The following is a 14,995-nucleotide window of genomic DNA, read 5'->3' on the forward strand; positions in this document are numbered from 1 at the left end:
GATCGCGGCGCCGTGACGGGTCAGCCGTCGGGAGTCGGTGACCAGAGGCCGGCGGCGGTGCCGTCGTCGACGTGCCGGCGGTAGACCATGACCTTGTCGTGGATGACCTCGAGGCTCGCAGTCAGCCCGGCGATCTTGGCGTGGACGGTCCGCTCGTGCTCCTCGAGCAGGGCGAGCCGCTCTGGCTCGTTGCCGGGACCCGAGCGTACGAGTTCGGCGAATCGCGTCATCGTGGCGATCGACATGCCGGAGTCGCGGAGCCGGTTGCACAGGAGGAGCCACTCGACGTCGGCGGGGTCATAGACCCGCTGGCCGCCCGCCGAGCGGCGGATCGGGCGCAGGAAGAGACCTTCGCGTTCGAAGAACCGGAGGGCGTGGACGCTGAGCCCGGTCTTGTCCGCGACCTGCCCGATCGACAGCCCTTCCGCATGCCTCGTCACGGCATCGAGCGTACAGCTTGACCTAGAGAACACTCTAGGTTTTAGCGTTCTGGGCCATGACGGCGAAACAGCAGAAGATCGGTAGTGGATTCGGCGCTCAGAGCACGGCGGAGGAGGTGCTCACCGGGATCGACCTGTCGGGCCGGACGGCCCTGGTCACCGGCGGATACTCCGGGCTGGGGCTGGAGACGACGCGGGCTCTCACCCGGGCGGGGGCATACGTCATCGTCCCCGCTCGCCGGCGAGCCGCCGCGGAGGAGGCCCTCGGCGAGGTCCCCGGCACGGAGGTCCACGAACTCGATCTTGCGGACCTGGAGAGCGTTCGGGTGTTCTCCGAGCGGATCCTGGAGGCGGGCCGCACGCTCGACGTCGTCATCGCCGGCGCGGGCATCATGGCCTGCCCGGAGACGCGCGTCGGCCCGGGATGGGAAGCGCACTTCGCGACCAACCACCTCGGCCACTTCGCCCTGGTCAACCGGCTCCGCCCGGCGCTGACCCCCGGCCGGGCGCGGGTCGTCTCGGTGGCCTCGTCGGGGCACTTCCTGTCGCCCATCCGCTGGGACGACCTCCACTCCCGCACGGGCTACGACGGATGGCTGGCGTACGCGCAGTCGAAGACCGCGAACGCCCTGTTCGCCGTGCACCTCGACGCGCTCGGGGCGGGTGACGGGCTGCGGGCCTTCGCAGTGCACCCGGGCAGCATCCTGACTCCGCTGCAGCGGCACGTCCCGCGTGCGGAGCAGATCGCTCAGGGGTGGATCGACGCGGAGGGCCGGCCGGTGGCCGGGTTCAAGACCCCGGTACAGGGCGCCGCGACGGCCGTGTGGGCGGCGACGTCGCCGCTGCTCGACGCCCACGGCGGGGCGTACTGCCAGGACTGTGACATCGCCGAGCCCGCCACCACGGACGACATGCTCATCGGTGGTGTCAAACCCTGGGCGGTCGACCCGGGCGAGGCCGCCCGGCTCTGGGACCTGTCCGGCGAGCTCACCGGTGTCGACGCCTTCCGCTGAGGGCGGTGTGGTTCACTGCGCGGGTGATCGAGTACGACGTACTGCGGGTGTTCTGCGGGCCCGACGGCCGGCACGGCAACGAGCTCGGGGTCGTCCGCGATGGCGCCGCCGTCCGTACGGAGGCCGAGCGCCAGGCGTTCGCGCGGGAGCTGGGGTTCAGCGAGACGGTGTTCGTCGACGACTCCGAACGCGGGGTCATCGACATCTTCACGCCGACGCTGCGGCTGCCGTTCGCGGGGCATCCGTGTGTCGGGACGGCGTGGCTGCTCGGCCTGCCTGCGCTGATCACCCCGGCCGGGCGGGTCCGGGCTCGCCGTGACGGTGAGTGGGCCTGGATCGAGGCGCGGGCGGAGTGGGCGCCGCCGCGTACGCTCCGGCGGTACGGTTCGGTCGCCGAGGTCGACGCGCTGCCCGTGCCACCGCCGGGGGAGTGGATCTATGCGTGGGCGTGGCAGGACGAGGCGGCCGGACGGGTGAGGGCGCGTGCCTTTCCCGGACGCGACGACGGCATCGATGAGGACGAGGCGACCGGCGCGGCGGCACTGCTGCTGACCGCGCACCTCGGCCGCGCCCTGACCATCACGCAGGGACACGGCTCCCAGATCCAGACGAGACCGAGGCCGGACGGCCTGATCGAGGTGGGCGGCCGCGTCCGCGCCACCATCACCGCCGCGTCCGAGCCGGCATCTCCGCGCCGACAAATCGATTGACCGTGTGAATCACGGAAATCTACGCTGGCGCCATTGTTCGAACGGCTTAACGGCCATATCAGAAGAGGAATTCCGATGGGCTTGGCCGACCTGCAGACCATCGATGTCGTCGCCACGGAGGACGACGGGACCGAGGGGCTGCATATCGTCGCCGGAAACGGGTGGCCGCCGGAGCGTGAGGCGCTTCACCATGTGCAGCTGCTCGTCAAACTGACCGGGATGCTCCACTACGCCGAGACGAGCGGGAAGCGCTGCTCCGTCACCGTGCACAGCGCGGACGAGCCGCCCGCCGGCGTGCTGGAGTTCCTGAATGCCGCGAGTGTACGGGCCGTGGTCGGCCTCGGGGAGAGGGAGCGCCCGGCCGTCGGCCGCCCGCCCCGGTTCCCGAACCTGCCCGACGGGAGTCCCGACCTGGACGCCCTGCAGGCCGCGAACGCCGCCGACTTCGCCGGGCGGCACGGCTTGGACGGCACCGTCGAGTCCCTGCGCCGGCTCGACGAGGTGCTGGAGGCGCGCCGCCGGGAGGAGGGGCTCGGGCCGGACGACACCGACGAGGAGTTCGCCGACGGCGACCTGATCGTGCTGGGCGGCGCGTACGCGGGCGAGGTGCTGCGGTCGGCCGCCGGCGGGCGCTGGGTGCTCGGACGAGAACCGATGATCGGGCCACTGCACGTCGCCGTCGGCCCTCCCCGCGGCGAAATGGCGGTCAATGTGCTTGGAAAGGTTCGCAAGTATCTGCGATACGGCTCCGAGGATTCGGTGCGCAGTATGGTCTCGATGGTGCTGGCGCGACTGAATGGAGGCATGCCCTCTTCGTGGTAGCGACAGCGAAGGCCGTGTCGGGAAACGGGCCCCGCGGTATTAGAGTCGGTACCTGTGATCGACACCGCCGGACCACTCGAGGGCTCCTTCCACTACGAGGACGGGGTCGCGGTCTCGCTCACGGCGCCTGGAGCGGGCCTGACCGCGCTCCCGTCCTCGATCGGCGACCTCACCGGGCTGCGCCACATCGACCTGGACGGCAACGCCCTGACGGCCCTTCCCACGGAGATCGCGCGGCTCCCGCGGCTGGAGACCCTCCTGCTCTACAAGAATCGGCTCGCCGCGCTCCCGCCCGAGCTCGGCGACGCGACGTCGCTGCGGCACCTGAGCGTCGGCGGCAACCTGCTGTCCTCGGCGCCCGAGACGCTCTGGAGCCTCACCGGGCTGCGTTCGCTCAACCTGGCGGAGAACGCCTTCACGGAGATCCCCGAGGCCGTCGGCCGGCTCACCGGGCTGCGGATGTTCGACCTCGGGCACAACCGGCTCCGCCGGATCCCGGAGAGCATCGGCGACCTGGCCGGGCTCACCGACTACCTCTACCTCCACGACAACGAACTCACGTCCGTGCCCGCCTCACTGGGGCGGCTCGACCGGCTCGGCTACCTCAACCTCGCCGGGAACCTCCTCACCACGCTGCCGGACTCGATCGGCGGGGTGGCCGCGCTGCACGAGCTGCGGCTCCAGGACAACCGGCTGACCGGGCTGCCCGTGTCGGTGGGCCGGCTCGTACGGCTCCGGGAGCTGCACCTGTGCGGCAACCGCATCACCGAACTACCCGAGTCGGTCGGAGCCATGAGCGACCTGCGGCTGCTCGACCTGCGGAACAACCCGCTGGCCCGCCTACCGGGCTCGATCGTACGGCTGACGAGGCTTACGCACCTGGACTTGCGGGCCACCCGGCTGTGGGAGTTGCCGGACGGACTCGGTGACCTGCCCCGGCTGGAGAAGCTCGATCTGCGCTGGACCAAGCTCGACCGGTTCCCCGGCTGGGTCGAACGGCTCCGGTCGCGTGGCTGCGTCGTTCTGCTCTAGTGCGTGTTGGGCAATCGATGCCCTTCGAACTCATCGCGCGCTGACCAGCGGGCCCTCAGCGGGGACCCGGCTCCTGGTCCGCTACCCATGCCACGATGCCCACGCGAGAGGTCAAGTCGAGCTTCGTCAAGATATGTTCCACGTGAGCTTCGGCGGTCCGTTGAGCGATGACAAGAACGTCGGCGATCTCTTTGTTGCTCATGCCATTGCTGATCAACCTTGCAACCTGCCGCTCCCTGGCTGTCAGCGGATTCGGAGGTGAGGCATCCGCCGGTGCCGCGACCGAGGCCGTCTCTACGACGTCCTCGCCGACCGCGTAAGCGAAAGCACAATCGAAGTCAAATTTCGTGCCACATTGGAAGCCCGCCGCGAAATCTTCGTTTCCGATCGCGTATCGCAGTTCTGCTTCGCACCGCTCATGAGCGTGGGCGAACGGCAGCATCTCCAAAAGGGATACGCCACTCGTCTTTCGAAGGCCCTGTGCGATCCCAAGAAGGCGAACTGCGCGTTCGTGTTGTCCGGAGGACGCTGCGGTCCAGGCGAGTACCTCGATATTCCACGTCGACCCCCATCGATCATCGAGTGCTCGTTGACGGCGAAGGCTCTCTTGAAGCATCGCGGTGCCGCTCGGCATGTCTCCGCTCCGCCATTGTTCGAGGCCGCTGATCCACATTCCCCAGGTCATCGACCACTCGGCGCCGGCGCTCTCGGCCAGCTCCTGGCATCTGGCGCCGTAAGAGGAGGTGCGACGATCGCCGGCGAATATGTCGGCCAACGCCAAGAAGAACATGCACATGAAGGTGATCAGCAAGGCGTTTCTGGAGTGCGCGCCAGCGTCGCCGCGATAAGTGGCCAGGACCTTTTCCAGCAGTGAGATCCCCTCTTGTGGGTCACCCCCAGAGACGGCGGCCACGCCTTGGGCGAGCCAAAGATGTGCGAGTGCATCAGTGTCATTGAGTCGGTGCGCGACGGCGTAGCCTTCATTGAGGGCTCGCCGTGCGGCCGGCATATCGCCCTGCATGACGGCGAGATGGGCGTTTACCGCCAATGCCTTGACTCTTGCGGTGTCGCGTCGATTCTCTTTCTTGAGGGCCTGGGCAAGCCAGTCTCGACCTTCACCGATGCGCCCGAAGAACGTCCAGCACTCCCATAGCGCGGTGATGATTTCTATTCCGGCATGCGCCCCATCGGGATCACTCATGCAAGAGTGCAATACGATCCGTAGATTATCCCACTCCGGCTCAATCCATTCGATCCATTCCTTCTGGTGTCGACCGAGCCATTCGCACTCCAGGTGTTGGCTTTTTCTTGTATAGTAACCGCGGAGTGAGCGGCGCGTGGCTGCTATTTGTCCGGCTTCCACCAAGCGCATGTGTCCATATTGGCGGATTGTCTCCAGCATCCGGTATCGCACTACGCCGGCGAACTCTTCTCGTGTGAGAATCGACTTATCCAGTAGCTCGGCAAGCAGGTCAAGTACGTCGTCCGCGGCGATCTCGCCGCCGGTGCATACTTCCTGAACCGCCTCGAGGTCGCACGATCCGGAGAACACCGACAGTCGAGCCCACAAGATCTGCTCTTCTTGCGAGCATTGCTCATGACTCCAGTCGATGGCTGCTCGCAAGGTCTGATGCCGCGGCAGCGCGGCGCGGCGTTTGCCGACCAGTAGCTGAAAGCGATCCTCCAGTCGCGTGAGGATCTGCTCGACGGACAGCGCCCGCAACCGCACTGCGGCCAGTTCGATCGCCAATGGAATGCCGTCGAGCTGTTGACACAGTCGAGCCACCGTCGTGCAGTTATCGGGCGTAAGCGTAAAAGACGGAGCAGCGGTCGCTGCTCGCTCAACAAAAAGTTGAACCGCCTCGTATTTGCGGGCCTGCCCTACCGTAAGATGGTGGTTCGTCTCCGGTACTGACAAGGGGGGCACCTGGAAGACGAACTCGCCCTTGATGTTAAGAATCTGCCGACTGGTCGCCAGAATTCGCAGCCGCGGAGCCGCCGTAAGCAACTTCTTGGTCAGGATGGCGCAGTCGCGAAGTAGATGCTCGCAATTATCTAGCACCAGACAAAGGTGCTTGTCTTCGAGATGCTCCTCCAGCATGGCCATCGGAGATCGGGTTGAATCCTCCCGCAGCCCAAGAGCCGCCGCGACCGATCGCGCCAGCAGACCGCCATCCTGGAGCGGCGCAAGATCGATAACCCACGTGCCGTCCGCGAACGCCCTCCGCCTCTCATTCGCGATCTGGAGGGCCAGCCGTGTCTTCCCCACGCCACCAGGCCCGGTCAACGTCACCAGGCGAGTCGCGGAGAGCCTCCGTATGACCTCTGACATCTCGCGCGGACGGCCCACGAAGCTGGTCAGGTCACATGGCAGCTTTCCGGTCTTCCGCATTCCGGCGGCCATACCTCACACTACGCCGCCGTACCGGCCGGCGCCGCAGTACGCGGGCTAGGTGTTCCGCGCCGTGAAAGAGCGGTGAAAGCACCTTGGTCCGACCTGGCCAAGGGGGTTAGCTTCGTCGATTGCCCGGAAAACGCTTTCCTCGTCGGTCGGAAGAGGAGAACCTCGATGGGACGTCCACGAAGCACGCGACAACGCCCAGGGCGGCGGGCCGGAGCGGTCGCGATCGCCCTCGCCGCCGGGACGGCGATCGCGGGTGGTGTGCAACTGCCCCGGCACGACGCGCTGGCGGTGACCGCGCGTCAGGTGGAGAAACTGAACCGCGGCCTGGTCAGCGTACGGTCCGGCAGCGGCAACTTCGTCAGCTGGCGGCTGCTCGGCACCGATCCGTCGGGGGTGGCGTTCAACCTCTACCGCGGCTCGACGAAGGTGAACTCCAGCCCGATCACGAACTCGACGAACTACTACGACGCCGGAGCGGATGCGGCGGCGTCGTACACGGTGCGGCCCGTGGTGAACGGCACGGAGCAGTCGCCGTCGGAGTCGTCGCTGCGGTTCGGCAACGGCTACCTCGATGTGCCGATCCAGCCGCCCGCCGGGGGCACGACCCCCGACGGCGTCTCCTACACCTACAGCGCCAACGACGCGAGCGTCGGCGACGTCGACGGCGACGGGCAGTACGAGATCATCCTGAAATGGGATCCGTCCAACTCGAAGGACAACTCCCAGTCCGGCTACACCGGCGACGTGTACGTGGACGCGTACCGGCTGAACGGCACCCGGCTGTGGCGGATCGACCTCGGCCGCAACATCCGGGCGGGCGCGCACTACACGCAGTTCCAGGTGTACGACTACGACGGCGACGGCAAGGCCGAGGTCGCCATGAAGACCGCCGACGGCACCAAGGACGGCACCGGAAAGGTCATCGGCGACGCCTCCGCCGACTACCGCAACTCCAGCGGGTACATCCTGTCCGGGCCGGAGTACCTCACGATGTTCAACGGGCAGACCGGCGCGGCGATGCAGACCGTCGACTACGTCCCCGCGCGTGGCACCGTCTCCAGTTGGGGTGACGGCTACGGCAACCGGGTCGACCGGTTCCTGGCCGGCACCGCGTACGTCGACGGGCAGCGGCCGAGCCTGATCGAGGCGCGCGGCTACTACACCCGTACGGTGATCACCGCCTGGGACTGGCGGAACGGCGCGTTCACCCGCCGCTGGACCTTCGACACCAACAGCTCCACCAACTCCGGCAAGGGCTACGACGGCCAGGGGGACCACCAGCTGTCGGTGGCCGACGTGGACGGCGACGGCAAGGACGAGATCGTCTACGGCGCGATGTGCGTCGACGACAACGGCGCCGGCCTGTGGACCACCAAGAACGGCCACGGCGACGCGATGCACGTCGGCGACCTCGACCCGAGCCGTCCCGGCCTGGAGGAGTTCAAGGTAGACGAGAACTCGTCCGCGCCGAGCTCCTGGTTCGCCGACGCCCGTACCGGCCAGGTCATCTGGAAGACCGATCCGAACGGGGACAACGGACGCGGCGTCTCCGGCGACATCTGGGCGGGCAGCCCCGGCGCCGAGTCCTGGTCGGCGCGCGCCGACGGCCTGCGCGACACCCACGGCAACGTCATCGGCCGCAAGCCCTCCTCGATCAACTTCCTCGTCTGGTGGGACGCCGACCCCGTACGGGAACTGCTCGACGGCACGCACATCGACAAGTACGGGACGAGCTCCGACACGCGCCTGCTGACCGGCTCCGGCGTGGCGTCCAACAACAGCACGAAGGCCACTCCCGCCCTGTCCGGCGACATCCTCGGCGACTGGCGCGAGGAGGTCATCTGGCGGACCACCGACAGCACCGCCCTGCGGATCTACACGACGACGGCGGTCACCGACCGGCGCATCGTCACGCTCATGCACGACACGCAGTACCGCACGGCCATCGCCTGGCAGAACACCGCCTACAACCAGCCGCCGCACCCGAGCTTCTTCATCGGGAACGGCATGGCCGAGCCCGCCCGCCCGAACATCTACACCCCCTGACGGGAGCTCCCATGGACCACATCAGCCGAAGGACCGCGCTCAAGGCGGCCGGCGCCGGCGCGGCGGCGCTGGCACTGCCGTCCCTGCTCCCGGCCACGCCCGCGTCGGCGGCGACGTTCGTCAAGGGCGCCGACGTCAGCTGGCTGCCGCAGATGGAGGCGAACGGCTACACCTTCTACGACAGCAGCGGCGTCCAGCGCGACCTGCTCACCATCCTCAAAGGCTACGGAATCAACGCGATCCGGCTGCGGACCTGGGTCAACCCGTCGAGCGATCCGAGCAACGGCCACTGCTCGATCGACGAGACCGCCGCGATGGCCAAACGGTGCAAGAGCGCCGGCCTGCCGGTCGACATCGACTTCCACTTCGGCGACACGTGGAACTCCGCCGGGGTGCAGAACCCGCCCGCCGCCTGGGCGAGCATGTCCTACAGCCAGATGCTGCAGGCAATGTACGACTACGTCTATCACTCGATGAACGTCATCAAGGCCAACGGCGTGACGCCCGGCTGGGTGCAGATCGGCAACGAGACCAACGGCGGCATCTGCCACCCGGTCGGCAGCGTCAGCAAGCCCGCGCAGATGACGGGGCTGCTCAACGCGGCCTACGACATGGTGAAAGAGGTCTTCCCGAGCACTCCGGTCCTCGTCCACCTGGCTCAGCCGCAGAACCTGAACAGCGTCTACGGCTTCCTCGACGCCTACAAGAGCAACGGCGGCAAATGGGACATCACGGCGCTGTCCTCGTACGCCAGCGGCTCGAACGTCACCGGCGTTCTGTCCAACATGGCGGCGATCCAGTCGAAGTACGGGAAGCCGGTGATGCAGGTGGAGTTCGGCGGGCGCTACGACCGGCCGGACCGGACCCGCACCGACATGCAGACCTTCATCACCGGCCTGAAGAACTTCGGCGGGCTGGGGCTGTTCTACTGGGAGCCCGAGGTGTACTCCCCGTTCAACTCCTACGCGTCGGGGGCGTGGGATCCGGCCACCCGGCGTCCCACGACCGCGCTGAACGGCTTCCTCAACGCCTGACCGGGCCGATGAACCCGGCCCGACGAACGGCCGTGGCGGGGATGCCCGCCACGGCCGTTCGCCCCGCGTCCGGTCGGGTCAGATCTTGCCGACGCCCGCGCCCGCGGTGACGGTCGACTTCACCGACGAGGCGGCCTCGGCGGAGTAGGAGTAGGGGATGCTCGCGACGCTGGAGGCGTTGCGGGTGGTGACGCTGCCCGAGCCCACCAGGTAGTTGCCGTCCGCCTTCAGGTTGCCGTCCGGCGAGTCACCGGTCTGGATGACCGTCGGATTCGAGACGTTGTCGAAGTAGTTCTTCTCGACGAACACGCCGGCGTTGCAGGTGGAGGCGACACCGTAGCTGGTGACGGCGCCGTAGTAGTTGTTGAAGACGTGCACCGGGTTGCCGAAGCGGACCCGCGGGTGCCGCTGGGTCGTCCCGTCGAACCAGTTGTGCACGTAGGTCACCCGCAGGTGGCCGATGTCCTCGGACCCGTTGCTGTCGGAGTGGCCGAGCAGCGCGGTCTTGTCGTGGTTGTGGTAGTGGTTCCACGACACGGTGACGTAGTCGGACGCCCGCTTGATGTCGGTCAGGCCGTCGTAGGCGTTCGACAGGTCGTTGTGGTCGATCCACACGTTCGTGGAGTACTGCACGTTGATCGCGTCGTCGGCCGAGCCGGTGAACGTCAGATTCCGGATGATCACGTTCTTGGCGCTGGCGACGTTGAGTCCGTATCCCGTGATCTTCCCGGCGGTGCCGACGCCGATGATCGTCTTGTTCGAGGTGACCTTCGTCATCGACGACAGCGAGATCGAGCCGTTGACCTTGATGACGAAGGAGCCGCTGCGCGAGGCGTAGTCGGTCAGCTGCGACGCGGTGGTCACGGTGACCGTCGTGCCGCCGGCGCCGCCGGTCGTGCCGCCGTTCAGGCTCGCGAACCCGACCGGGCTGGACTCGTACGCCGCGGCGGCGGCCGGTGCCGCCGTGCCGGTCGTAGCGGTCGCTCCCGTGCCGGTCAGCGCACCGGTACCGAGTGCGAGACCGAGGGCGGCGGCCACGCTCAGGGGGCCGAGCGGAAGCCGCCGGGTCCGGGCCGTTCCTTGCGAGTTCCCCATGGTGGACCTCCTCCAGGGGTAGGTGGTGCGGTGGGAGCGCCGGAAAAGCTTTTCCTAACCGTCAGGGTCGCGCCGTCATCACCGAACCGTCAACGACGGGCGCGCGGAGCGGTGTGCACCGATCGGCTCGGTGGTCACGCGGGCATCCCCGGCATCGGGTCACCAGGGGAGACGCGGTGCGGAAGACCGGCGCGCGGCGGGCGGCCACCATGAAAGTTTCACCGGTGGTCCGGCCGGGGGGCGTGCGCCCGCCGGGAGTGCGAGGTCTCCGTCGATCCGAACGGGCCGCCCCTTGCGGCGGAGGATGGCGCTGCGGACGCCAAATTGTCGCTAATGGTCCGTTAAGTGGAACGTGCCGGGTTGAGGTGGAATGCGATCTGAAGTGAGATGGTTGTGCGAGCTAACGGCCGGCCGCTCCTCTCGGGAGGGCCGGTCTCGCGCTGCCGGGAGAAAGGGACACCCACGTGACGACGACAAGGCCCCCGTCGATGGCAGAGGGAGTGGGCCTGCGATCCGAACGGGGACCCGTGCTCGCCGCGCTCATGCTCAGCACCGGGCTCGTCGCACTGGACAGCACGATCATCGCGACCGCGGTGCCGTCCGTGGTCCACGACCTCGGCGGCTTCACGCAGTTCCCGTGGCTGTTCTCGATCTACCTGCTGACCCAGGCGGTCACCGTGCCGCTGTACGGGAAGCTGGCCGACGTCTTCGGCCGCAAGCCGATCATGTTCTTCGGGATTGGAGCGTTCCTCCTCGGCTCCGTGCTGTGCGGGGCGGCCTGGAGCATGGTCAGCCTCATCGTGTTCCGCGCCGTGCAGGGAATCGGCGCGGGCGCCGTCCAGCCGATGAGCATGACGATGGTGGGCGACATGTACACCGTCGAGGAACGCGCCCGGGTGCAGGGGTACATCGCCAGCGTCTGGGGCGTGTCCTCGGTCGTCGGCCCGACGCTCGGCGGCGTGTTCGCCGACTACCTGTCGTGGCGCTGGATCTTCTTCGTCAACCTTCCGCTGGGGGCGCTGGCCGCCTTCATGCTCGCGCGGCGGTTCAACGAGGCCGTCGAGCGGCGCTCGCACCGCATCGACTACCCCGGTGCCGTCCTGCTCACGGCCGGGTGCTCCCTGATCATCCTGGGCCTGCTCGAAGGTGGGGTGGAGTGGGGCTGGGCGTCGGCGCCGAGCCTTCTGATCTTCGCGGTCGGCGTGGTCGCCCTCGTGGTCTTCCTCCTGCTGGAAGGGCGCGCGGCCGAACCGATCCTGCCGCTCTGGGTCTTCCGCCACCGCATCCTGACCGGAGGGAATCTCACGGCCGTCACCGTGGGCGCGGTGCTGATCGGGCTCAGTTCGTACGTGCCGACGTACGCCCAGGGAGTGCTGGGCACCAGCGCGCTGGTGGCGGGGTTCGCGCTCGCCGCGCTCACGGTGGGCTGGCCGATCTCCGCCTCGCAGTCCGGACGCCTCTACCTGCGCATCGGATTCCGTGACACCTCACTGATCGGCAGTGTCGTGGTGGTGGCCGGGACGCTCCTGTGCGTTCCCTTCGGCACGGACACGAAGCTCTGGCAGGTCGGCGGCGCGTGCTTCGTGATCGGCGTCGGCCTGGGCTTCACCTCGAGTCCGACCCTGGTCGCCGTGCAGTCCGTCGTCGGCTGGGAACGCCGTGGCGTCGTCACCGGGACCAACATGTTCGGCCGCTCGCTCGGCAGCGCGGTCGGCGCGGCGGTGTTCGGCGCGATCGCCAACGGGACCCTCGCGAGCCGGTTGGCCCATCCTCCGGCCGCGCTCGTCGGCCGGCTGGGCAAGAACGCCGACGCCGCCAGCCTGGTGTCGGCCGGCCGGGGCGGCGCGCGGGACGGGGCGACCACGGCGTTCGTCCGGTCCTCGCTCTCCCACGCGGCCCACAACGTCTTCCTCACCCTCGTCGTGCTGGCCGTCCTCGGCGTCATGGCGGTCGCCGTGATGCCGCGCCGGGCCGAGCCGCTCGCCCTCGACTGAGGAGCCATGGGCGTGCCGGCCTCACCCGGGCGGATTCACGGCCGCGACTCATTGGGCGAGGGTGGGCGCCTTCCGTGACCAGCGGCGTTCTTCCAGCTCGCGGACGACGAAGCGGGCGAGGTCGGTGCGGGCGATCATCCGGCCTCGCGGCGGGGTGACGCCCTCGCCGACGCGGTACTCCTCGGTGGCGGGAGTGTCCGTCAGCCGGGTGGGACGGACGAATGTCCAGTCCAGAGGACTCTCGCGGATGATCGTCTCCATGCGGCGCATGTCGCCGTAGAGCTCTTTGAGCAGCGTGTGAGCGACGGCGCGGTACCACAGCGGGAAGCCCGGGTCGTCGTCGCGGACTCCGGCGGAGGAGATGGTGAGCAGCCGGCGCACGCCCGTCGCCGTCATCGCGGCGACGAGCGATCGGGCGGCGCCGGAGTACAGGCCATGCGCACTGCGGCCGGCCGGCCCGATCGCGGAGACGACGGCGTCGTGGCCGGCCAGAGCGGCACGGGCCTCGTCCGGATCGAGCACGTCCGCACGGGCCACCGAAACGCGTCTCGCGGCCTCCACCGGCAACTCGGGGCTGAAACGGCCAGGGTCGCGTACGGCCGCGGTGACGGTGTGACCGGCGTGCAGCGCTTCGCGGACGATGACCTCCCCGGTGCGTCCGGCGGCACCGAAGACGATGAGACGGCTCATGACGCCCTTTCTTCCGTGTGAGCGATCGTGGCGGCGCTCGGGCCGCGAGGGCGGCGCCCCAGGAACAGAACGTACAGTAACAGTAAGAATCCTGTGGCTATAAAAATATAGTGGCGGTACTTCTGTTACCGTGGTTCCGGCCGCGTACCGGTGACGAGGAGGAGATGGGGTGGCGGAAGGGCTGCGGGAGCGCAAGAAGCGCCAGACCCGGCAGCAGATCTCCGACACCGCGACGGCCCTGTTCTTCGAGCGGGGGTTCGACGCGGTGCGGGTCGTCGACGTGGCGGCCGCCTGCGGGGTGTCGGAGAAGACCGTCTACAACTACTTCCCGACCAAGGAATCCCTGCTCCTGGACCGCGAAGCCCACCTCTCCGACATGCTGCGTGAGGCGTTGGGCCCGGCCGCGCCCATCGCGTCGCCGATCGAGGCCGTGAAACAGGCGTTCATCGCTGAGATCGGCGCCTTCTTCGATCGCCCGGGGACCGCGGGGGGCGACTTCCGGCAGGTGCTGCGCCTGGCCGAGGTCATCGAGTCGTCACCGTCGCTGCGGGCGGCCCAGCGCGACATGATGGACCGCCTCGCTCAGGTCGCCGCCGAGGCGATGGCCCGGCGGGCCGGACTGGACCCCCTCGACCCGGCACCGCAGATCGCCGCCAACGCCATCACCGGCCTGTGGGCGGTCGCCTTCCGCGCCCTACGGCGCGAGGCGGAGACCGCGACGGATGCCGCCGGCGCCCGTGCCGCGGTCGTCGCCGACATCGAACAGGCGGCGAGCCTGCTGGAGACCGGACTGTGGTCCTTCGCCCTGCTGGTGCAGGGGCAGGACGACCCTGATCATCTCGCCGGCGCGGCGCGGGCCTGTGATCGGTCGCGGGAGCACGTGCTGACCCGCATGCGCCGTGCCCGCGACGCCTGGGCGGGGGCGCGGCAGGCCGACGCGCCCGGCTCTTCCGGGCGGTGAGCCGTCCGGTTCCGCCGCGCGATCCCCGCTCTGACCCGGCCGCCGTCCACCGGGGCGAGCTACCGGCGGCCTTCGGCGTCATGGCGATGGCCCCGGCGTCGCGTCGGCTAGACTGAGCGCTCAGAGGCGCGTCGCCGTCGCGTGTGACGGACGAGGGTCCGGCCGGCCGCGCCGGACCCGCATGCTCGATGACGCCTCGTCAGGCCGCCTTCGGGGGGATGCGACGCGTGACGTCGGCGCGGAGGGCGGCCAGGTCGACGCCGGCCTCCACGAGGGCGCGCACGGCCAGGCCGTCGCCCCCGCGGAGCAGGCCGAGCAGGAGGTGCCCGCTGCCGATGTACTTGTGCCCGAGGGCGAGGGATTCGCGCAACGAGAGTTCCAGCGTCTTCTTGGCGCGTTTGGTGAATGGGATGTGCCCCTTCGGCATCACCCGGCGCGCCTTCGGGTCGAGCGCCCCCGGGCCGAAGCTCGCCTCGGTCGCCTGGCGCACCTGGTCCAGGTCGATGCCGATGACGGCGAGTGCGTCCGGGTCGAGGGCGTCATCCGCCGGCGTGGTGATCCGGGTGATCCAGCCGTGCAGATCCGTCAGGGTGAGGCCGTGGCCGATCAGAGCCTGCGCGGCCGGGCCGTGTCCCTCGTCGAGGATGCCCAGCAGCAGGTGCTCGGTGCCGATCCACGGGTGGCGCAGGCGCCGTGCCTCCTCTTGGGCGAGCTTCACCACCTGGCGAGCGTCGTCGGTGAACCGTTCGAACAT

13 protein-coding genes are annotated in these 14,995 nt (G+C 68.7%); 8 read left to right on the plus strand and 5 right to left on the minus strand.

Annotated features, from left to right (window positions below):
- Positions 1–20: 20 nt before the first annotated feature.
- Positions 21–440 (minus strand): MerR family transcriptional regulator, encoded by a 420-nt coding sequence (locus tag ACQP2O_RS21590; RefSeq protein WP_433187955.1) that lies wholly within the window; start codon positions 438–440, stop codon positions 21–23.
- Positions 441–496: 56 nt separating this feature from the next.
- On the opposite strand from ACQP2O_RS21590, the gene ACQP2O_RS21595 reads away from it, so the two are divergent.
- The 4 genes from ACQP2O_RS21595 (at position 497) to ACQP2O_RS21610 (ending at position 4,017) form a co-directional block, all read left to right on the plus strand.
- Entirely contained in the window at positions 497–1,453 is a 957-nt protein-coding gene (locus ACQP2O_RS21595; protein ID WP_433187957.1) for an SDR family NAD(P)-dependent oxidoreductase, read from the plus strand.
- A gap of 5 nt (positions 1,454–1,458) precedes the next feature.
- Positions 1,459–2,163 carry a PhzF family phenazine biosynthesis protein gene (locus tag ACQP2O_RS21600; protein ID WP_433187960.1) on the plus strand — a complete coding sequence of 235 codons (705 nt, stop codon included), beginning with the start codon at positions 1,459–1,461 and terminating at the stop codon, positions 2,161–2,163.
- 75 nt (positions 2,164–2,238) lie between these two features.
- Complete coding sequence (locus ACQP2O_RS21605) at positions 2,239–2,985, plus strand: hypothetical protein (protein WP_433187962.1); 747 nt, start codon at positions 2,239–2,241, stop codon at positions 2,983–2,985.
- Between the two features lie 54 nt (positions 2,986–3,039).
- Positions 3,040–4,017, plus strand: coding sequence for a leucine-rich repeat domain-containing protein (locus tag ACQP2O_RS21610; RefSeq protein ID WP_433187965.1), 978 nt, complete (start codon positions 3,040–3,042; stop codon positions 4,015–4,017).
- Between the two features lie 55 nt (positions 4,018–4,072).
- Here the strand turns inward: ACQP2O_RS21610 and ACQP2O_RS21615 are convergent, their stop codons facing one another.
- Positions 4,073–6,421, minus strand: coding sequence for an ATP-binding protein (locus tag ACQP2O_RS21615; RefSeq protein ID WP_433187968.1), 2,349 nt, complete (start codon positions 6,419–6,421; stop codon positions 4,073–4,075).
- A gap of 165 nt (positions 6,422–6,586) precedes the next feature.
- Between ACQP2O_RS21615 and ACQP2O_RS21620 the strand changes: the two genes are divergently transcribed.
- Positions 6,587–8,467, plus strand: a complete 1,881-nt coding sequence (locus ACQP2O_RS21620; RefSeq protein ID WP_433187971.1) for a rhamnogalacturonan lyase — start codon at positions 6,587–6,589, stop codon at positions 8,465–8,467.
- An 11-nt stretch (positions 8,468–8,478) separates the two neighbouring features.
- The gene (locus ACQP2O_RS21625) at positions 8,479–9,501 is read left to right on the plus strand and encodes a glycosyl hydrolase 53 family protein (protein WP_433187974.1); all 1,023 of its coding nucleotides are present in this window, start codon (positions 8,479–8,481) and stop codon (positions 9,499–9,501) included.
- Between the two features lie 78 nt (positions 9,502–9,579).
- Here the strand turns inward: ACQP2O_RS21625 and ACQP2O_RS21630 are convergent, their stop codons facing one another.
- Positions 9,580–10,596 (minus strand): pectate lyase family protein, encoded by a 1,017-nt coding sequence (locus ACQP2O_RS21630; RefSeq protein WP_433187977.1) that lies wholly within the window; start codon positions 10,594–10,596, stop codon positions 9,580–9,582.
- Positions 10,597–11,084: 488 nt separating this feature from the next.
- On the opposite strand from ACQP2O_RS21630, the gene ACQP2O_RS21635 reads away from it, so the two are divergent.
- On the plus strand, positions 11,085–12,590 hold the full coding sequence (locus tag ACQP2O_RS21635) for an MDR family MFS transporter (RefSeq protein WP_433187980.1): 1,506 nt from the start codon (positions 11,085–11,087) through the stop codon (positions 12,588–12,590).
- Positions 12,591–12,638: 48 nt separating this feature from the next.
- Here the strand turns inward: ACQP2O_RS21635 and ACQP2O_RS21640 are convergent, their stop codons facing one another.
- On the minus strand, positions 12,639–13,280 hold the full coding sequence (locus ACQP2O_RS21640; protein ID WP_433187983.1) for an NAD(P)-dependent oxidoreductase: 642 nt from the start codon (positions 13,278–13,280) through the stop codon (positions 12,639–12,641).
- Positions 13,281–13,449: 169 nt separating this feature from the next.
- On the opposite strand from ACQP2O_RS21640, the gene ACQP2O_RS21645 reads away from it, so the two are divergent.
- On the plus strand, positions 13,450–14,241 hold the full coding sequence (locus ACQP2O_RS21645) for a TetR/AcrR family transcriptional regulator (RefSeq protein WP_433187986.1): 792 nt from the start codon (positions 13,450–13,452) through the stop codon (positions 14,239–14,241).
- 199 nt (positions 14,242–14,440) lie between these two features.
- Here the strand turns inward: ACQP2O_RS21645 and ACQP2O_RS21650 are convergent, their stop codons facing one another.
- Positions 14,441–14,995 (minus strand): Clp protease N-terminal domain-containing protein, encoded by a 555-nt coding sequence (locus tag ACQP2O_RS21650; protein WP_433187988.1) that lies wholly within the window; start codon positions 14,993–14,995, stop codon positions 14,441–14,443.

It is taken from the genome of Actinoallomurus sp. CA-150999 (assembly GCF_050942425.1).
Lineage (GTDB): Bacteria > Actinomycetota > Actinomycetes > Streptosporangiales > Streptosporangiaceae > Actinoallomurus.